The organism is Rhodomicrobium lacus, assembly GCF_003992725.1.
In the GTDB taxonomy this organism is placed as follows: domain Bacteria; phylum Pseudomonadota; class Alphaproteobacteria; order Rhizobiales; family Rhodomicrobiaceae; genus Rhodomicrobium; species Rhodomicrobium lacus.
The window spans coordinates 231,523-248,954 of sequence record NZ_RZNF01000007.1 but is presented as its reverse complement, the minus strand read 5'-3'; the positions used below and the strand labels follow the sequence as shown (position 1 = coordinate 248,954).

General features: G+C 62.8%; 18 protein-coding genes. 11 read left to right on the top strand and 7 right to left on the bottom strand.

The window, feature by feature from the left end; translation table 11 throughout:
- The first annotated feature begins 246 nt into the window (after positions 1-246).
- The 5 genes from EK416_RS08480 to EK416_RS08460 all read left to right on the top strand — a co-directional run bounded on the left by EK416_RS08480 (position 247) and on the right by EK416_RS08460 (position 4,825).
- Positions 247-1,911, top strand: a complete 1,665-nt coding sequence (locus EK416_RS08480; RefSeq protein WP_127077069.1) for an NAD+ synthase — start codon at positions 247-249, stop codon at positions 1,909-1,911.
- Between the two features lie 169 nt (positions 1,912-2,080).
- A complete protein-coding gene (locus EK416_RS08475) occupies positions 2,081-2,407 on the top strand; it encodes a type II toxin-antitoxin system RelE/ParE family toxin (protein ID WP_127077068.1) in 327 nt (108 codons plus the stop codon).
- Positions 2,404-2,730, top strand: coding sequence for a helix-turn-helix transcriptional regulator (locus EK416_RS08470; protein WP_127077067.1), 327 nt, complete (start codon positions 2,404-2,406; stop codon positions 2,728-2,730). Before EK416_RS08475 ends, EK416_RS08470 begins: the two co-directional genes overlap by 4 nt.
- Positions 2,731-2,907: 177 nt before the next feature.
- The gene (gltX, locus tag EK416_RS08465; RefSeq protein ID WP_127077066.1) at positions 2,908-4,245 is read left to right on the top strand and encodes a glutamate--tRNA ligase; all 1,338 of its coding nucleotides are present in this window, start codon (positions 2,908-2,910) and stop codon (positions 4,243-4,245) included.
- 88 nt (positions 4,246-4,333) lie between these two features.
- Positions 4,334-4,825 carry a globin domain-containing protein gene (locus EK416_RS08460; RefSeq protein WP_127077065.1) on the top strand — a complete coding sequence of 164 codons (492 nt, stop codon included), beginning with the start codon at positions 4,334-4,336 and terminating at the stop codon, positions 4,823-4,825.
- Between the two features lie 40 nt (positions 4,826-4,865).
- Here EK416_RS08460 and EK416_RS08455 read toward each other — a convergent pair whose 3' ends face one another.
- Positions 4,866-5,123: a hypothetical protein gene (locus EK416_RS08455; protein ID WP_127077064.1), complete on the bottom strand. Its 258-nt coding sequence runs from the start codon at positions 5,121-5,123 to the stop codon at positions 4,866-4,868.
- Positions 5,124-5,196: 73 nt separating this feature from the next.
- Positions 5,197-5,421, bottom strand: a complete 225-nt coding sequence (locus EK416_RS08450; RefSeq protein ID WP_127077063.1) for a hypothetical protein — start codon at positions 5,419-5,421, stop codon at positions 5,197-5,199.
- Positions 5,422-6,210: 789 nt separating this feature from the next.
- Between EK416_RS08450 and EK416_RS08445 the strand changes: the two genes are divergently transcribed.
- The 6 genes from EK416_RS08445 (at position 6,211) to EK416_RS08420 (ending at position 13,002) form a co-directional block, all read left to right on the top strand.
- Positions 6,211-7,587, top strand: a complete 1,377-nt coding sequence (locus tag EK416_RS08445; RefSeq protein WP_245433995.1) for a M16 family metallopeptidase — start codon at positions 6,211-6,213, stop codon at positions 7,585-7,587.
- Positions 7,588-7,702: 115 nt separating this feature from the next.
- The gene (locus tag EK416_RS08440) at positions 7,703-8,959 is read left to right on the top strand and encodes a M16 family metallopeptidase (protein WP_245433994.1); all 1,257 of its coding nucleotides are present in this window, start codon (positions 7,703-7,705) and stop codon (positions 8,957-8,959) included.
- Positions 8,960-9,030: 71 nt separating this feature from the next.
- Positions 9,031-9,279: a hypothetical protein gene (locus tag EK416_RS08435; protein ID WP_127077060.1), complete on the top strand. Its 249-nt coding sequence runs from the start codon at positions 9,031-9,033 to the stop codon at positions 9,277-9,279.
- Positions 9,280-9,366: 87 nt separating this feature from the next.
- Entirely contained in the window at positions 9,367-11,187 is a 1,821-nt protein-coding gene (locus EK416_RS08430) for an ABC-F family ATP-binding cassette domain-containing protein (RefSeq protein ID WP_127077059.1), read from the top strand.
- A 201-nt stretch (positions 11,188-11,388) separates the two neighbouring features.
- Positions 11,389-12,198, top strand: a complete 810-nt coding sequence (locus EK416_RS08425) for a transglutaminase-like domain-containing protein (protein WP_127077058.1) — start codon at positions 11,389-11,391, stop codon at positions 12,196-12,198.
- Between the two features lie 159 nt (positions 12,199-12,357).
- The gene (locus EK416_RS08420; RefSeq protein WP_127077057.1) at positions 12,358-13,002 is read left to right on the top strand and encodes a MarC family protein; all 645 of its coding nucleotides are present in this window, start codon (positions 12,358-12,360) and stop codon (positions 13,000-13,002) included.
- Positions 13,003-13,071: 69 nt separating this feature from the next.
- On the opposite strand, the gene EK416_RS08415 is transcribed toward EK416_RS08420, so the two are convergent.
- The 5 genes from EK416_RS08415 to EK416_RS08395 all read right to left on the bottom strand — a co-directional run bounded on the left by EK416_RS08415 (position 13,072) and on the right by EK416_RS08395 (position 17,398).
- Positions 13,072-13,815: a sulfite exporter TauE/SafE family protein gene (locus tag EK416_RS08415; RefSeq protein WP_210210988.1), complete on the bottom strand. Its 744-nt coding sequence runs from the start codon at positions 13,813-13,815 to the stop codon at positions 13,072-13,074.
- A gap of 234 nt (positions 13,816-14,049) precedes the next feature.
- Positions 14,050-14,934 (bottom strand): SEL1-like repeat protein, encoded by an 885-nt coding sequence (locus EK416_RS08410; protein ID WP_127077056.1) that lies wholly within the window; start codon positions 14,932-14,934, stop codon positions 14,050-14,052.
- A gap of 145 nt (positions 14,935-15,079) precedes the next feature.
- Positions 15,080-15,511, bottom strand: a complete 432-nt coding sequence (locus EK416_RS08405) for a hypothetical protein (protein WP_127077055.1) — start codon at positions 15,509-15,511, stop codon at positions 15,080-15,082.
- Between the two features lie 91 nt (positions 15,512-15,602).
- Positions 15,603-16,814 (bottom strand): dual-specificity RNA methyltransferase RlmN, encoded by a 1,212-nt coding sequence (gene rlmN, locus EK416_RS08400; protein ID WP_127077235.1) that lies wholly within the window; start codon positions 16,812-16,814, stop codon positions 15,603-15,605.
- An 80-nt stretch (positions 16,815-16,894) separates the two neighbouring features.
- Positions 16,895-17,398 (bottom strand): hypothetical protein, encoded by a 504-nt coding sequence (locus EK416_RS08395; RefSeq protein WP_127077054.1) that lies wholly within the window; start codon positions 17,396-17,398, stop codon positions 16,895-16,897.
- Positions 17,399-17,432: the final 34 nt, after the last annotated feature.

Sequence of the window (17,432 nt, the reverse complement as noted above, 5' to 3'; positions counted from 1 at the left end):
CGCGCCTGTTTAGGCAACCGCTCGACGGCGCCGATTGGCGAAATCCTGTGGTCGCCTGCTGAAGGGCCTCTCCTTCTTGGCGACGGGCGTTCTGCCAGACCGAGGCCCCGGACCGCACTCGGGTCTTGAATTCGTGTGCAAGTCTGCCGTAATTCGACGTAAAATCGTGCAACGTGACGTAATTTGTGGTGCACCCTGCACACCATCTCGCCGTCCTCGTCGGCGGGGAACGGAGACCTTCGCGCCATGACTGTATCCTTGCGCATCGCCTGCGCTCAGCTCAACCCCGTTGTGGGCGACCTCGCCGGAAACGTGGCGCTCGCCCTTGAATCTCGCGGGCAAGCGAGCGCGCCCGGCGCCGATCTGGTCGTCTTTCCCGAACTTTTTCTTGCGGGTTATCCCCCCGAGGATCTGATTTTGAAGCCCGCCTTCGTAGCGGCCTGCATGGATGCGGTGCGCGCGCTGGCGGCGGAGACGGCGGATGGCGGCCCGGCGCTGCTCGTCGGCACGCCATGGGGGGAGGACGGCAAGGTCTACAACGCCGTTGCACTGCTCGCCGGCGGGCGCATCGAAGCTGTGCGCTATAAGGTCGATCTGCCGAATTACAGCGTGTTCGACGAGAAGCGCGTGTTCGCGCCGGGGCCCCTGCCCGAGCCGGTGGATTTCGCCGGGCTTCGTCTCGGCCTGCCGATCTGCGAGGACATCTGGACGCCCGCGATTGCCGGTTCGCTCGCGGCGCGCGGCGCGGAGCTTCTGATTTCGCCGAACGGATCGCCCTTCACGGTGAAAAAGCGCGCCCAACGGCTCGACGTCGCCCGCGCACGCGTGGCCGAAACGGGCCTGCCGCTTCTTTATGTCAATCAGGTGGGCGGGCAGGACGAGCTTGTGTTCGACGGCGCGTCCTTCGCGCTCAATCGCGACGGCGCGCTCGCGGCGCAGCTTCCCGCATGGGAAACTGCGCTTGCGATCACCGAATGGCGACGGGACGCAGGTGGCTGGGCCTGCGTCGACGGCCCAAATGCGCGCGTCGAGGAAGGGCGTGAAGCCGCCTATCTCGCCTGCGTGACAGGGCTTCGCGATTATGTGGAAAAGAACCGCTTCCCTGGCGTCGTCCTCGGGCTCTCGGGCGGCATCGATAGTGCGATCTGCGCCGCGATAGCGACGGACGCGCTCGATGCCTCGCGGGTCCACTGCATCATGCTGCCGTACCGCTACACGTCGAACGCCTCGCTCGACGACGCGGCCGCTTGCGCGGAAGCGCTCGGCGTGCGCTACGATATCGTGCCGATCCATCCGGCGGTCGAGGCGTTCAGCGGCATGCTCGCGCCGCTGTTCAAGGGCGCCGAACCGGGGCTCGCCGAAGAAAACCTGCAATCGCGCATTCGCGGCACGACGCTGATGGCCGTGTCGAACAAGTTCGGCGGCATGGTCGTGACCACGGGCAACAAGTCGGAGGTGTCGGCTGGCTACGCCACGCTCTACGGCGACATGAACGGCGGCTTCAACCCGATCAAGGATCTTTACAAGACGGAGGTTTTCGCGCTGTCGCGCTTCCGCAACGAGCATGTGCCGAAGGGCTGCCTCGGGCCGGGCGGCGTCGTGATCCCGGACAACATCATCACCAAGGCGCCGACCGCCGAGCTTCGCGAGAACCAGACCGATCAAGATTCGCTGCCGCCTTACGACGTGCTGGACGACATCCTCGAAAGCCTCGTGGACCGCGAGGAGCCGCTGGCCGCCATCGTGGCGCGCGGGCATGCGCCGGAGACGGTGAAGAAGGTGGAGCGCCTGCTCTATCTTTCGGAGTATAAGCGGCGGCAGGCGGCACCCGGCGTGAAGATCACCGAGAGGAATTTCGGGCGCGACCGCCGCTATCCCATCGTCAATCGCTTCCGCGAGACGGTGGGGTGAGGGGGAGGAAAGTGAAATCGGAGTGACGCCTCAAGTTAGGTGGAAAAGCCGTTGGCGCGGACGCCGGCTGCGGTCAGCGATGCCGCATTCCCCGTGAGCTTGCAATGCATCCTAAAGCTACGTTTTCGCTTGCGAAGTCTATTGTCTCAAGGTAGCAAATTTGCTACATATGACATACTGGACCGTTGAGACGCTGAACGCCGCCGTCGACGCTGAGCTTGAGGCTTTGCCTGCCGACATGAGGGCGCGCTTTGTCCGCATCGCCGGCATGATTGAAGCGCTAGGCTTGGAGAAGGTTGGCCACCCGCACGTCGATCACATCGATGGGGCGCTTTGGGAAATCCGCATGAAAGGCGCCGACGGAATTGCGCGGGCGCTTTATGTAACGGCGAGGGGTAAAAGAGTGGTGGTGGTGCGTGTGTTTGTGAAAAAGACACAGAAAACGCCTCGCCAGGAGATCGAGTTAGCCCTGAAAAGGGCGAAGGACGTGATATGACTCGCGTGACAGATTTGCACGAACGGTGGATGGATGAGCCCGAATACGCGGAGGCGTATGCCGAACTCGAAACAGAGTTCGCGCTCGCCCGCGAGATGATCGAGGCTCGCGCCCGCGCGGGACTGACCCAGGATGAGCTTGCGAGCCGCATGGACACCTCGCGGACCGTCATTGCCCGGCTTGAAAGCGGCCGCAGCCTTCCGTCCACGCGGACTTTGAAGCGCTTTGCTGCCGCCACGGGGAGCCGTCTCGCCATCTCTTTCGTTCCTGCTTCAAAAAAGGCCCGCAAGGAAAGGACGGCCAAGCGCGCAGCGTCGGCATAACACGGTCGCGCTGGCGCTTCGTGACTGATCGAGCACTTCGATTACTACACGAGCAGACGCAAAAGGCGTAAGCTATAAGCTCATTCAGTGGTACAAGCCTAAGACCGTGAGCGTCCACCTCCCCCCGCCAAATCGCTACAACGCTAGGCCAACCGCGCAGCCAAAAGCCGAGCATCCATGACCAACGCCGTCAAAGTCCGCTTCGCGCCGAGCCCCACGGGCCGGCTTCACATCGGCAACATCCGCTCCGCCGTGTTCAACTGGCTGTTCGCGCGGCGCGAGGGCGGCGTGTTTGTGCTGCGCTTCGACGACACCGACCTCGAACGCTCGAAAGAGGAATATGTCGACGGCATCCGCGAGGATCTGCGCTGGCTCGGGCTTTCGTGGGACGAGGAATTTCGCCAGTCGGAGCGCTTTGCCTTCTATGCCGAGACGGCGGAAAAGCTGAAACAGGCGGGACGGCTCTATCCGGCCTACGAGACGGCGGCGGAGCTTGAGCGGCGGCGCAAGCTGCAGATGGCGCGCGGCAAGCCGCCGGTTTACGACCGCGCGGCGCTGGCCCTGACCGACGCCGAGCGCGCTGACCTTGAGGCCGCCGGACGCAAGCCGCACTGGCGCTTCAAGCTCGACCAGCGGCCGACCGCGTGGAACGACCTCATTCGCGGGCCGCAGGAAATCGACGCGGGCACCATCTCCGATCCCGTACTGATCCGCGAGGACGGCACGCCGCTTTACACCTTTACAAGCGTGGCCGACGACGCCGACACCAGCGTCACGCACATCATTCGCGGCGAGGACCACGTCACCAACACAGCGGTGCAAATCCAGCTTTTCGAGGCGCTGGGCGCGCCCGTGCCGCGTTTCGCGCATAACAATCTGCTCATCGGCGCGCAGGGCGAAGCGCTGTCGAAGCGCATCGGCTCGCTGTCCATCGCGGGGCTGCGCGAGGACGGGTTCGAGCCGCTCGCGGTGATGACGCATGCCGCGCTCATCGGCACGTCGGAGGCGTTGCAGCCGCATGACGGCCTCGACACGCTGGCGAAGCTGTTCGACTTCGGCAAGATTTCACGCGCCCCCGCCCGCTTCGACCCCGCCGAACTCGCAGGGCTGAACGCGAAGCTTCTGCATACGACACCCTTTGAGGCGGTGGCGGATCGGCTGGCGGCGCGCGGTATCGATGGCGGCGAGGCCTTCTGGCTGGCCGTGCGCGCGAACCTCGAAGTGTTCGCCGATGTCGATCTGTGGTGGCGCGTCGCAAGGGGGCCGATCACCCCTGTGATCGAGGATGCCGCGCTCGTCGGGAAGGCGCTGGCGCTGTTGCCGCCGGAGCCGTGGGATCATACCACGTGGAAGAGCTGGACCGACGCCGTGAAACAGGAGACCGGCGCAAAGGGCCGCGCTCTGTTTCATCCCTTGCGCCTCGCGCTGACGGGACTGGAACGGGGACCGGAACTCAAGGATTTTCTGCCTCTCATAGGCAGGCGGGAGGCGGTCGCGAGGTTGGCGCAAGGCTGAGGGCTTGCGTTCAGTCCTATTTCCAGGCCAATCATGAGTTCATGAGCAAATTGCATGGTAGCGGTGTTTCCCATATTCTTGCGCCGCTTTGAAAAGCCGCGAGCCGTATGTGGAGTTTTCGTTGATAGGGCCGAACCAGCTAGCTGCTTTACGAGATTTTTTCTCGAACGTTGAAGGTGATTTGCCTGAAATCGTTGCGCGGATGTACGATCGCTTTTTTGAGGCGGTGCCGGAAGCGGCTTCTTTATTCAAGGGCGACTTCGCGGCGCAGCAGTTGCAGTTCGCCTCCATGTTGCGCAGCACAATCGCGTTGACGCGGTCGAGTCAGCTATGGCCGGTCGACCCCGAAGCGGGCCGCGCCTCGCTGCCGGAGATTGAATATCTCGGGTTGCGTCACGCCTGCGCAGGCGTTCAGCCCGAGCACTTCGCTGCGATGAAATGGGCCTTGGCGCGCACGCTCGCCGAAATGTATCCGACGGATTTCGACCGGGACATCGAGGATGCGCTCGGTTTCATTTTCGACGTCGTCTCGAAGGCGACGAAGACCGGCAGGGCACCGGTCGTCCGAAAGGGAAAATGAAAGGCGCCGGCCCATAAGCCGACACCTTCAAAAAGAAATCCTAATACCGTGCGCCGCTGGCCGGCTCCCGTTTCATTTGCTGCGCGCGAGCCTTGAGGCGAGCCTGCTGGCGCTTCTGCGTCGCCCGTTTAGCGGCCTGCGAGCGATCTCTGACCGGATTGGCCCGGTTCTGCAGGGCGCGTGAAAGCTGCCGCGAGGCCTGAGCATTGTCGATCCCTTGTCCCGTTTGAGCCGTGACCGAGCCGGGAATTGCCAGGGCCGTAAAGAGGGGAATTGCCGCAAAGACGATGATTTTCATGAACATGCCCGCGTTGGTGAGTTCGGGTGAGCTTCGGCTGGGAGGCCGCCGAAGCTCAGTCTCATGGATCGGATCAGCCGCGCCCGCCATATTGCCCGCTGCGCTGACCGCTGGTGCGGGCTTTGGCGCGTCGATCGCTCGACTTGCCGAGCTGACCGGCCTTGTTCTTTGCCTTGTTCAGGTGGCTCTTGCCAGACTGGCTATGCTGGCTCTGATTTCTGCTCGCCGCATCGGCATTGAATGAAGCCGCTGTGGTCAGAAGGAACACAGCCGCGACCGCAAGCGCTAACGTCTTCATGGACATTGCCTCTTCATTGTTGGAACGTGTTAAGGCAGGCTAGGCGTGCATGGCTTAACTGAAGATTACCGCCATGACGCTTGGTCATTGAATAGAGTAATGAGCGTTACCTGATAATTGCGATAAAAAGTACACTGCAAATCAGAGGACCAGATCCATGCTAAAATTGGCAGTCATACCGCTGGCATCGCTCCTGCTAGTGGAGGCGCCGCCTAACGATAGTGACGATAAGCTTGTTCGTGTCGGCTTTTGCCTTCCGAAAACCGTTCGTTTTTCTCAGTGCATCAATGGTACCGTCTACGCTTGCGTTCGCACGCGGCATATGAACTGCCGGACCAAAACCTCGTGCACGCCGAGTTCGCAGACATGTCCGCGAAAGCCCGGCCTGCTACAGCGGTGACAACCGGGCCGGGAAATCACGCCTGCGGGATCACGATTGCGTGCCCGCGCCGGCGATCTTGATGTATTGGCGTGGCCCGCGCGAAATTCTTGCGCGGCCGGGCGATGTGTAGGGCGCCCGCTCCACGCAAACAGGACACATGACAAAAATGTAATATGTCAGCGGGCGATCTTGTTTCTAGATTGCGGCAGCACTTTCATCTCGTGACGTCATGAAATCGCCGCACCACTACTGGCGCCATCGCCGGAAAGAGCTATATCTCCAGCGACTCTTTGCAGAAGGATGCCGGATTGCCGATGTTTCAAGCTCCATCATATGGAACGCGCCCCTGTTCAACCCCATCTGGATCGGGCACACTGACCAAAATCAAACTTCTTGGTGTCCTGCTCATGGCTTTAGCGCTTTCTCCCCTCGATACCGTCGCCGCAGCGCAAACATCGTCTCCCTCGCGACTCGCCTATCACGGCACGCTGGATAACGGCCTCGAAATCGTGGTTATCCCGGATCGCCGCGCGCCAGTCGTCACGCATATGGTATGGTACAAGGTCGGCGCGGCGGACGAACCGCTCGGCAAGTCGGGCATCGCGCATTTCCTCGAACATCTCATGTTCAAGGGCACCGACAAGATCCCCGCCGGCGAATACTCGAAAATCGTTGCGCGCCTCGGCGGGCAGGACAACGCTTTCACCGCACAGGACATCACGGCCTATTTCCAGCGCGTCGCCAAGGACAAGCTTCCGAGGGTGATGGAGATGGAAGCCGACCGCATGGCGAACCTCAAGCTCGCCGAGAACGATGTGCTCACCGAGCGCAAGGTCATTCTCGAAGAGCGCCGGAGCCGCGTCGACAACGACCCTTCGTCGCTTCTGCAAGAGCAGATGATGGCCTCGCTCTACACGGCGCATCCCTATCATACGCCGGTCATCGGCTGGGAAACCGAGATGAAGGGCCTGACCCGCGAGGACGCGATCGCTCATTACAAGAAGTTTTATGCGCCGAATAACGCGATCCTCGTTGTGACGGGCGATGTGGAGCCGGAGCAGGTGGTGGAACTCGCCAAGGAAACCTATGGCAAGATCCCGGCGAATTCCGCTGTCGGTGCGACGCGCAAGCGCCCGGTCGAGCCGGAACCGGTTGCCGAAAAACGCGTGCTTCTGCGCGACGGCCGCGTCGGCAAGGCGTCGCTTGAGCGTTATTACACCGCGCCGAGCTTCAGCACCGCCACCGGCCGCGAAGCCGAGGCGTTGCAGTTGCTCGCTCGTATCGTCGGCGCGAGCAACACGAGCCGCTTGTACAACAAGCTCGTGCGCGAAGAGAAAAAAGCCTCCGCGGCGAGCGCCTGGTACAGCGGGCTAGCGCTCGACAATGGGCGCTTCGGCTTCTACGCGGTGGCTGCGGGCGACAACAAGCTCGAAGATATAGAGGCGTCGATCGATGGCGTGATCGATGACGTTATCCGCAATGGCGTCACCGACGAAGAGCTGGCGCGTGCCAAGACAAGCGAAATCGCCAACCTCGTCTACTCATCCGACAGCCAGCAGAGCCTCGCGCATACTTACGGCTGGAGCCTTGCCACCGGCCGCACGGTGGACGATGTCGAAGCCCGCGCCGATCGCCTGAAAGAGGTCAAGCGCGAAGACGTTCAGGCCGTCGCAGCGAAGTACCTGAAGCGTAAGCGTTCTGTCACGGGCTATCTCATTCCGGAGGCTTCTCAGGTGGCCAAAGTCGATCCCCGTCCGGCTTCCGCTGGCGGCACGTTGCATTAAGGAGCGGAAGACCCACATGAGACCCACGATTTCCGGCAACCGACTGTTGACGTCGCTCGCCGCATCAGCCCTGTTTATCTCGCTCCTTTTCGGAGCAGTCCTGCCAGCGAGTGCCATGCAGATTCAAAACGTTGTCAGCAAGAAAGGTATCGAAGCCTGGCTTGTGGAAGATCACAGCCGTCCGATACTCAGCCTTCAGTTCGCCTTCAAGGGCGGCTCGACGCAGGACCCCGACGGCAAGTCGGGCGTCGCGACCTTCGTTTCGGGCATGCTGGATGAAGGCGCGGGGGATCTCGATTCGCAGGGCTTCCAGAGGCGCCTCGAAGAACTGGCCGCGAAGATGTCCTTCAGTGCGAACTACGACAACTTTTCCGGCTCGTTCCAGACGCTGACGCAAAACCGCGAGGAAGCCGTCAAGCTTCTGCGCGCGGCCTTGACCGATCCGCATTTCGACGCGGAGGACGCCAACCGCATCCGCGAACAGCTTCTGGCCAATCTCCGGCTGGAGGAAAAAGACCCGGACAAGATCAGCTCCATCGAGTGGTACAAGCTCGCTTTCGGCAGCCATCCCTACGGCCGCTCGTCAAACGGCACGGTGGACAGCATTCAGGCCATCACGCCCGACGATCTGAAAGCCTACCGCAAGCGAATCTTCGCGCGCGATAATCTGAAGGTGGCCGTTGTCGGCGATATCGACGCGAAGCAGCTCGGCGAACTGCTCGACACCGTTTTCGGCGACCTGCCCGAGAAGGGCGATCTCAAGCTTGTGCCCGAGGTGACGCTTGCGAATGTCGCCAGGCAGCGTGTCGTGGCGATGCCCAATCCGCAGTCCGTCGTGCAGTTCGGTTTCCAGGGCTTGAAGCGCAAGGATCCCGACTTCATCCCGGCGTTCATCCTGAATTATGTCGTCGGCGGCGGCGGCTTCTCGTCGAAGCTGATGCAGGAGGTGCGCGAGAAGCGCGGCCTCGCTTATGGCGTCTACACCTATCTCTATCCGCTCGACCACGCGGGCATCTTCGCCGGCGGCGTCGCGACGGAAAACAAGAGTGTGGCGCAGTCCCTCGACCTCATCCGCGCAGAGCTTGAGCGCGTGTCGAAGGAGGGTCTGACCGACGCCGAGCTTCGGCAGGCGAAGGACTATCTCATCGGCTCCTATGCGCTGCGTTTCGACACCAGCGGAAAGATCGCGGCGCAGCTTCTCGCGATCCAGCTCGACGGACTGGGCGCCGATTACATCGAGCGCCGCAATGGCGAAATCGATGCCGTGACGGTCGACGATGTGAAGCGCGTCGCGAAGCGGCTGCTCGAACCGAAGAACCTCATCGTGACGGTTGTCGGCGAGCCGGAAGGCGTGAAGGAAGTGGGGCTGTAAGCCTCCGCTTCCGTTTTTTGATGTTTAACGGCCGGACCAATGTCCGGCCGCCTCTATTTAGGCAAATGATGATGGACTACGACGATATTGGCATAATAATCGATAAGATTGACGTTAGAAATGTTCACGGCTCTGGTTCCGAGCGACTTTTTGACATTTCTATTTTCTATAAGGTCGTCTTTTCTAACCTAGGCGATTGCACGCTGCGCATAGATATCGAGCGTGCATCGAGCATTGACGCCGCATTAGGCGAAGCTGCCATTGAATTGGCCTGCTGCTTAAGCCGTGCAGCGAATGCAGCGAGAGCAAACGAGGCGTAGCGAATTTAGCCGGAAAAGATTGCATCGCGCGGCGTTCCTGTCCAAATCTGCGGGGACCACAAACAAGCTGGAACCAACGCCCCGCACATGGCCGCACCGCTTCTCACGCTTCAGAACATCGAGCTGACCTTCGGCGGCACGCCGCTTTTCGAGGGCGCGAGCCTTGTCGTATCCGAGGGCGACCGCATCGCGATCGTGGGCCGCAACGGCACCGGCAAATCCACGCTGATGAAGATCGCGGCGGGCTTGATCGAGCCGGACGGCGGCAGCCGCTTCGCGCAGCCCGGCGCGATCATGCGATACCTGCCGCAGGAGCCGGATTTCGGCGAGCACGCCACGGTGCTGTCCTACGTGGAAAGCGGTCTCGGCCCGACGGACGATCATTATCAGGCGCGGCTGCTCCTCGGCGAACTCGACCTTACCGGCGAGGAAGCGCCCGGCACGCTCTCGGGCGGCGAAGCCCGGCGCGCGGCGCTTGCCCGCATCCTTGCCGCGAATCCCGACGTGATGCTGCTCGACGAGCCGACAAACCACCTCGACATTCAGGTGATCGAGTGGCTGGAAAAGCGCCTCGCCGCGATGAAAGCCGCGCTTGTCATCATCAGCCACGACCGGCGCTTCCTCACCAACCTGTCGCGCTCGACCGTGTGGGTAGATCGCGGCACGACGCGAACGCTCGACTTCGGCTTCGGCAAGTTCGAGGACTGGCGCGACGAATTTCTGGCGCAGGAAGAACTCGACCGACACAAGCTCGCGCGCAAGATCGAGCGCGAGGCGGACTGGCTGCGCTACGGCGTCACCGCGCGAAGGAAGCGCAATGTCCGCCGCCTCGGCGCGCTGCACGCATTGCGCAACGAGCTTCGCACGGCACGACGGGCGCCCGGCGCCGCGCGGCTCGAAGCGGCCGAGGGCGCGCAATCCGGCAAGCTCGTGATCGAGGCGGAGGGCGTCTCGAAGTCCTTCGGCCGCGACAAGCCCGTGGTCGAGAAATTCTCCACGCGCGTCATGCGCGGCGCGCGCATCGGCCTCGCGGGACCGAACGGCGCGGGCAAGACGACGCTGCTCAAGATGCTGATCGGCGCGCTGGAACCCGACGAAGGCGCGGTGCGCCTCGGCACCAATCTCGAAATCGCCGCACTGGAGCAGAACCGCGACAGCCTCAAGCCCGACATGACCGTCGCCGACGCGCTGACGGGAGGGCATGGCGACCTCGTGGTGGTTAACGGCGCGGCTCGCCACGTCGCCTCCTACATGCAGGACTTCCTGTTCCTGCCGGAGCAGGTGCGCTCGCCGCTGAAGGTGCTCTCGGGCGGAGAGCGCGCGCGGCTGATGCTCGCCCGCGCTTTCGCTAAGCCGTCGAACCTGCTTGTGCTCGACGAACCGACGAACGACCTCGACCTCGAAACTCTCGACGTCCTCGAAGAACTGCTGGACGATTACGGCGGCACCATCATGCTCGTCAGCCACGACCGCGACTTTCTCGACCGCGTCGCGACGTCGATGATCTGCCCGGAAGGCAACGGCCAGTGGATCGAATATGCGGGCGGCTACTCCGACATGCTCGCGCAGCGCGGCGGGCGCGGTTTCGGCGCCGAGCCCGCGAAGACGAGGCCCGCGCAGGAAGCGAAGCCGAAGGCCGCGGCGTCCAGCGGCGATCAGCCTAAGCCGAAGCGCAAGCTCAGCTTCAACGAGAAGCATGCGCTCGAAACGCTGCCCGCGAAGATGACCGCGCTCGAAAAGGAGATCGGCACGCTTCAGGTAAAGCTTGCCGACCCGAACCTCTACACGAAGGATCGCAAGGCCTTCGATCAGGCGACCGCTGCGCTCGCGAAGGCGCAGGCCGAACTGACCGAGGCGGAAAACCGCTGGCTCGAACTCGAAATCCTGCGTGAAGAACTGGGGCTTTAGATCGGCCTGCGTTTTGACCCCGGCCGACCTAGGGAACGGGGTTGATTTTTGCTGTAATTCGCCGCAGCCATCCCATGTAAGCGGGGTAGCAGGCTTAAGGAAAAGCGGTCATGTGCAAGCCGCTTCCGAGTGATCCTGGCGGCCCCGCCCCGCAGGCTGGCGCCACGACATTATCCCCGCGCACTTACGCAAGGAGCGCTCATGCGCATTCACGTTGGCAGTGAACTGACATTCGACTTTCCTCAGCCGACTCCGATGATTGCCCTTCTCAACGTTCATTACTCGCGCTTTTCCGACCTCGAACGCCCGGATTGTCTCACAACGACCCCGGCCGCGCCCACAGAAGGGTATCGCGACAGTTTCGGTAATTGGTGCACTCGGGTTGTCGCTCCCGCCGGGCGCTTCACGCTCAAGACCGATGCCGTGATCCGGGATAGCGGCGCATCCGATCCGGTGGACTTGAATGCCTTGCAGCATCAGGTCGAGCACTTGCCTGCCGATACGCTCCAGTTTCTTCTCGGCAGCCGCTATTGCGAGACCGACGTCCTGTCGGAAGAGGCCTGGCGGCTTTTCAAGCATCAGCCGCTCGGATGGCCGCGCGTGCAGGCGGTTTGCGATTTTGTGCATAACCATCTTTCGTTCGGCTACGAACATGCCCGCTCCACCCGCACCGCCGCGCAAGCCTACGCAGAGCGGCGCGGCGTCTGCCGGGACTTCGCCCATCTGGCAATCACTTTCTGCCGGTGCCTCAACATCCCCGCGCGTTACTGCACCGGCTACGTGAGCGACATCGGGCTGCCGCCCCCATACGCGCCGATGGACTTCGCTGCCTGGATGGAGGTCTATCTGGGGGCGCGCTGGTACACGTTCGACCCGCGCAACAACGCCGTCCGGTTCGGGCGCATTCTGATCGCGCAAGGGAGAGACGCCGCCGACGTGCCCTTGACCCAGATTTTTGGTCCCGGCACTCTTTCCTCTTTCCGGGTCTGGACGGAAGAAATCCAGCGTTAGAGAGCATCCGCTTTTGATCAGAAGCGGGATCCACCTTTTGTTTTGTGGCGCGCGTCTTGTCGGAAAATCGCTTCACACTTTTCCAAACGCGCTCTGACCTCGCCGCAATGAAGCGATCCCGTTGAGGCTTCACCAAGTCTTGCCTGCTACCAAGAGCGAATGTTCGAGATCGCGCTCTCCGCATTCGCGTTGTTCTTCGCCACCATCGGTCCGGTTGAAGCCGCGGTGCTGTTTGCCTCGATCTCTCCGAAATTCAGCCGTTCCGAACGCGTCGAGGTTTCTGTCAAGGCCGTCGGCATCGCGACCGGCATCCTTCTTTTCTTTGCTCTCGTGGGCTCGGAAATCCTCGAAGCGCTGGGCGTCACCCTGCCTGCTCTCCAGACGGCGGGCGGCATCATTCTCGGCCTCATTGCGCTCGACATGATTTTCGAGACGACCATCGCGGGCAGTACCATCACGATGCCGGAAAGCGACGAGGCCCGCATCAAGACGCCGGACGAGATCGCGGTTTTCCCGCTGGCGATGCCCATCCTCGCAGGCCCCGGCGCCATGTCGGGCGCGATGGTGCTGATGTCAAATGCGAGCGGCCAGCCCCATCTTCAGGTCGCGATCATCGCCGCGCTGTTCGCCGTCATGGCGATCACCTTCCTGTTGCTGCTTGCCGCTCAGGAGCTTCGCGAGCGGATCGGCATGACAGCGCAGAAGGTCGTCACGCGGCTTTTCGGCGTGCTGCTCTCCGCGATCGCGGTGCAATCGATCTTCAACGGAATCGCGGGCTCCGACCTTTTCCTGCGGCGCCTGTGAGGAATTGCCGACTTGCCCGGCTTTCCATGGTAATGCGCCGCGTGATTTTCCATCGAAGCAGGATAAGCCTTAAACAGGTTTAACGAACAGCGCGACCGTCAGCGCAAGTCCGATGCAGACGATGGCGATCCGCAGCAGCGTCTCGTTCACGCGATGCAACGCCCATGCGCCCAGAAGGCCGCCGATGATCGCGCCAATTCCGAGCGAAACCGCAAGACGCCAATCCACCTGCGGCGACGTCACGAACAGGGCCACGGCGGACGCGTTCATGACGCCGGCAAGCACGTTTTTCGTCGCGCCCGCGTTGCGCGTGCCCATGCCTGCGAGCGTCAGCGCCGCCATCATCAGGATGCCGATGCCGCCGCCGAAATAGCCTCCGTAGATCGCGATGCAGAATTGCGCAAAAGCCGCCGGTATGGGGCCGATATGGGTCGGCTCCACGCCCTTCTTGCGGAAGAAGCTCCCCCAGGTGAAGACGGCGGTGGCGAAGAGCACGAGCCATGGCACGAGTTCCGCGAACACGCGCTCCGGCGTGTTGAGAAGCAGCAATCCGCCGAGCGCGCCGCCGATTATGCTGATTGCGAACAGCACCCGGAAGGGCAGCCCTTCGAGGCCAGAGACGAGCTTTCTTCCCGCGAGGCCGGACGTCACCTGCCCCGGAAACAGCGCAACGGTGGATGTGATGTTTGCGGCGAGCGGCGTTTGTCCGGCGAGTATGAGCGCGGGAAGCGTAACGAACGAACCGCCGCCCGCGAGCGCGTTCTGCACGCCCGCCCAAAGCCCCGCTACAAAAACGACCGCAAGCAACACCATGACCCTTCCCCCGATGCCGAGCGGCGGCGCGGCTGTGTGGATACGGCATTACGGAACGTTGCGCAACGACGACGGTCTGCGGCCCCGGCGATGTGGATTGGTATGTCGAGGCTGATCGAAATCCATGACATAGATCGGCCCGCGTAAATCGGACCCGATTTGACCGGGCGACCGATCGTGCTGTCCAGCGTCGTGCCGCCTCCGATTGCGGCACGCTGCAAAAGCCGGGAGGTGTTACACCGGGTTCGATCGCCTCGCCATGCTGGACTGGTTGGAGCGGTCCAGTTCCTTCAGGCGCTGATAGGCATTGACGCTGCCGAGATCGGCCGCCTTCCGATACCATTCGCGCGCACGCTCGACATCCGCCGCGAGACCCCAGTCCGGGCGATGCCTGACATTCGCCGGATCGTAGGTTTGTGCGAGCGCGAGCGCGCCGCGCACGCTGCCGTATCTGGCGAGCACCTCCAGAACCGCGCGACCGCCCGCGCCGTCGCCCTGCGCAAGCTGGTTCAGGCCGCGCTCCATCAGGGCATCCTCCGTGCCGCGGTTCAATTCCGGCTCGGATTCGGCATCCGGTAACACCGCGCTCGCCTGTATTGTGGAAGGCTGCGGCGCGAAGATCTCCGGGCGCACCTCGACGTTGAAAGCCTTCTCCACACGCGGCATCTGCGGCAGCGCGATTTCGCCCGCCTTGAAATAGCCGACGAGCACATAGCCGGACGCAACCACCACAGCACTGGAGATGGAAACCGCCGCGACATTCCTCCACGCACGTCCGCGCTTCGCCCGGCGCGATTCCGCCTTCGGCGGTTGCACGGCGATGGGCCGTATAATGGGGGCTGATCGGACCGGCGCGGCGCTTTCGCCGATTGGGGCGGTCTCCACGTGCTGTGCACGTGCGGTCTGGACGTAGGCCGTCGGAATGGATGCCGAAACCATGGCAAGTTCCCGCTCCAGAGCCGCGCGGCTTTCCTCGAACGATCGATACGCCTGAACCGCCGGTCGCGACAGCGAGGACGACGGCCGTGGCTCGTATTGAGGTGGCGGCGCGGCCGGATCGAGATCCACCGCGAGATTGGTCGCCGCTCTTTCGAGAATATTACGCCACGAGTCGCCCATGACAAACGCCCCTACTCAACTTACCCAGCCTCTCATTTAATGAGGCAATATGGCCACGCTGAGGTTAAAATCGGTCGTTTGTATGCGATTTTGGTAGGGTTGCGTTTACGATGCCGCAGTTTGGCAGGCAGTGTCTTCACACCGCTTAGCGCGCAGGGCCCGAATAGCCCGCGATCAGCCAATAGATCGTGCCCGCTATGCAACCCGCCATCACCAGTGCCGCCGATACCGGCGACGTGAGCGAGGACAGCTCAACCCGCCAGAACGCACCCGCGAGTGCCACGGAAAGCGCTCCCGTCGCGCCCGCATAGAACAACAGCGACCGCGACCGCAGCACTTCGCCGAGCAGCACGCCCGCAATGGCTGCCGCCAGCACCACTGCACCGCCACCCTGAAGCGCGAGGATCGCGTATTCGAAATTCGCGTCGAGGATGAAGGTTTCGTCGGGCGCCGCGGCCTGAAGCCGCTCGACCTCTTTAACAAGCTTCACCGCATGGAGGGCGACGAGCGAAATCCAGCCGATGACGCCGGACAGGACGATGGCGAACAGCACGCGAAAGAAATGTCCTATGCTCATGTTGCCCCGTTTGTCCCCGCCGGCCTTGAGCGTCGGCGCTCCGAATTTGTTGAGCCCGTTTGAAGCTCGGGCGCGGCATGTTCCAGCCCACTCACACCGCTGCGTCGACGGCAGGCGCTCCCGCCTCGCCGCGCCGTGCGCTCGCCCGCAGTTTCTCGCTCGCCGATTTGAGCTGCCCGCAGGCCGCCATGATGTCGCGGCCGCGCGGCGTGCGGATCGGGCTCGCGTAGCCCGCGCGGTTCACCACATCGGCGAAGCGCTCGATCTGCGCCCAGTCCGAGCATTCGTAAGCGGTGCCCGGCCACGGATTGAACGGAATCAGGTTGATTTTCGACGGGATGCCCTTGAGCAACCGCACCAGTTCCTTCGCCTCGGCGACGGAATCGTTCACGCCCTTGAGCATCACATATTCGAACGTCATGCGCCGCGCGTTCGACAGGCCGGGATAGGCGCGGCAGGCGGCGAGCAATTCCTTCAGCGGATATTTGCGATTGATCGGCACGAGTTCGTCGCGCAGGTCGTCGCGGACGGCGTGGAGCGAGATCGCCAGCATCACACCCATTTCGTCGCCCGCGCGGTGCATCATCGGCACGACGCCCGACGTGGACAGCGTCAGCCGCCGCTTCGAGAAGGACAGCGCGTCCGGGTCTGTCGTCACACCGACTGCGGCCTTCACGTTGTCGAAATTGTAAAGCGGCTCGCCCATGCCCATCAACACGATGTTCGTGATCTTGCGCTCGGACTCGGGGATGCCGTGCCGGTCGGCGGGGCCGTCGGCGTCCGGCCAGTCGCCCACACGGTCGCGCGCGACGAGGATCTGCCCGACGATCTCCGCCGCCGTGAGATTGCGGACAAGACGCTGCGTGCCCGTGTGGCAGAAGGAGCAGTTCAGCGTGCAGCCGACCTGGCTTGAAATGCACAGCGTGCCGCGATCCGGCTCGGGGATGTAGACCGTTTCGATTTCCGGCGGGCTTTCGGCCGGATGCGACGGCGCGAGGCGCAGCAGCCATTTGCGCGTGCCGTCTTCCGAAATCTGCTCGGCGGCGATATCGGGCCGCGCCAGCGTGAAGCGGGCGTCGAGTTCCGCGCGGAGCGACTTCGCGATGTTGGACAGCGCCATGAAATCCGTCGCGCCGCGCGCATAGATCCAGTTCCAGAGCTGCGCGGCGCGCATCTTGGCCTGGTTCGCGGGCACGCCCGCTTCGGCGAGCGCGGCCATCAATTCGGGGCGCGTCATGCCAGCGAGCGAGGGCTTCGGCGCCACGGTGTCCGCGGCGGACGGAATTTCGAAAAGCGTTGTCATGAACGCAAAATAGAAGACGCGCGCGCGCTTCACAAGCGCCGCTCTTGCCCGCAGCGCCTGTTAGCCCGAAAGGCGGCCCATCAGCGCGTCAGTTGCACCGAAGCGACCGGAACTTCCCGCCCCTTCGCGCTGTCAAACTGCGTGATAGCGACGACGTGGCTCCCCGTCTCCTTGAAGGTCACGTGGAAATTGCCCTTGAAGTTCGGGCTGTCGGCCTCGAAGACGAGCTGATTGCCGTCGATGCGGCCGGTGACGGCGCCCGTGTTATGCGCAACCTTTTCCTCAAACAGCCCTTCGACGCGATTGCCCGTGCAGGTCACGCGGCTCGCCGCCTCGATCTTCCAGGCGGCTCCGGCGCAAGTGATGAGCTGGTTGATCTTGTCTCCGCCCGCGAGCGAATAGGAAATGCGGCATGAAATGCGCTCGGGCGACCCGCCGATGGGCGTGACCGCGCCCTTGCCTTTCCAACTGCCGTCGAGGCTCTTCATGAGTTCCAGCCCCTGGCTCGAACACAGGGCGAAGGCCGGGTTGGCTGCCGCGAGCGTGAGAGCGGCGGTACAGGTTGCGGCAACGATTTTGAACATAGACAATCCCTCTCTCTCGCGGGCAAGCGAACGA

Coding starts and splice junctions, on each gene's coding strand:
- EK416_RS08480 (WP_127077069.1), top strand. CDS start 247: ATGACTGTATCCTTGCGCATCGCCTGCGCTCAGCTCAACCCCGTTGTG.
- EK416_RS08475 (WP_127077068.1), top strand. CDS start 2,081: ATGACATACTGGACCGTTGAGACGCTGAACGCCGCCGTCGACGCTGAG.
- EK416_RS08470 (WP_127077067.1), top strand. CDS start 2,404: ATGACTCGCGTGACAGATTTGCACGAACGGTGGATGGATGAGCCCGAA.
- gltX (WP_127077066.1), top strand. CDS start 2,908: ATGACCAACGCCGTCAAAGTCCGCTTCGCGCCGAGCCCCACGGGCCGG.
- EK416_RS08455 (WP_127077064.1), bottom strand. CDS start 5,123: ATGAAAATCATCGTCTTTGCGGCAATTCCCCTCTTTACGGCCCTGGCA.
- EK416_RS08450 (WP_127077063.1), bottom strand. CDS start 5,421: ATGAAGACGTTAGCGCTTGCGGTCGCGGCTGTGTTCCTTCTGACCACA.
- EK416_RS08445 (WP_245433995.1), top strand. CDS start 6,211: ATGGCTTTAGCGCTTTCTCCCCTCGATACCGTCGCCGCAGCGCAAACA.
- EK416_RS08440 (WP_245433994.1), top strand. CDS start 7,703: ATGCAGATTCAAAACGTTGTCAGCAAGAAAGGTATCGAAGCCTGGCTT.
- EK416_RS08435 (WP_127077060.1), top strand. CDS start 9,031: ATGGACTACGACGATATTGGCATAATAATCGATAAGATTGACGTTAGA.
- EK416_RS08430 (WP_127077059.1), top strand. CDS start 9,367: ATGGCCGCACCGCTTCTCACGCTTCAGAACATCGAGCTGACCTTCGGC.
- EK416_RS08425 (WP_127077058.1), top strand. CDS start 11,389: ATGCGCATTCACGTTGGCAGTGAACTGACATTCGACTTTCCTCAGCCG.
- EK416_RS08420 (WP_127077057.1), top strand. CDS start 12,358: ATGTTCGAGATCGCGCTCTCCGCATTCGCGTTGTTCTTCGCCACCATC.
- EK416_RS08415 (WP_210210988.1), bottom strand. CDS start 13,815: ATGGTGTTGCTTGCGGTCGTTTTTGTAGCGGGGCTTTGGGCGGGCGTG.
- EK416_RS08410 (WP_127077056.1), bottom strand. CDS start 14,934: ATGGGCGACTCGTGGCGTAATATTCTCGAAAGAGCGGCGACCAATCTC.
- EK416_RS08405 (WP_127077055.1), bottom strand. CDS start 15,511: ATGAGCATAGGACATTTCTTTCGCGTGCTGTTCGCCATCGTCCTGTCC.
- rlmN (WP_127077235.1), bottom strand. CDS start 16,814: ATGACAACGCTTTTCGAAATTCCGTCCGCCGCGGACACCGTGGCGCCG.
- EK416_RS08395 (WP_127077054.1), bottom strand. CDS start 17,398: ATGTTCAAAATCGTTGCCGCAACCTGTACCGCCGCTCTCACGCTCGCG.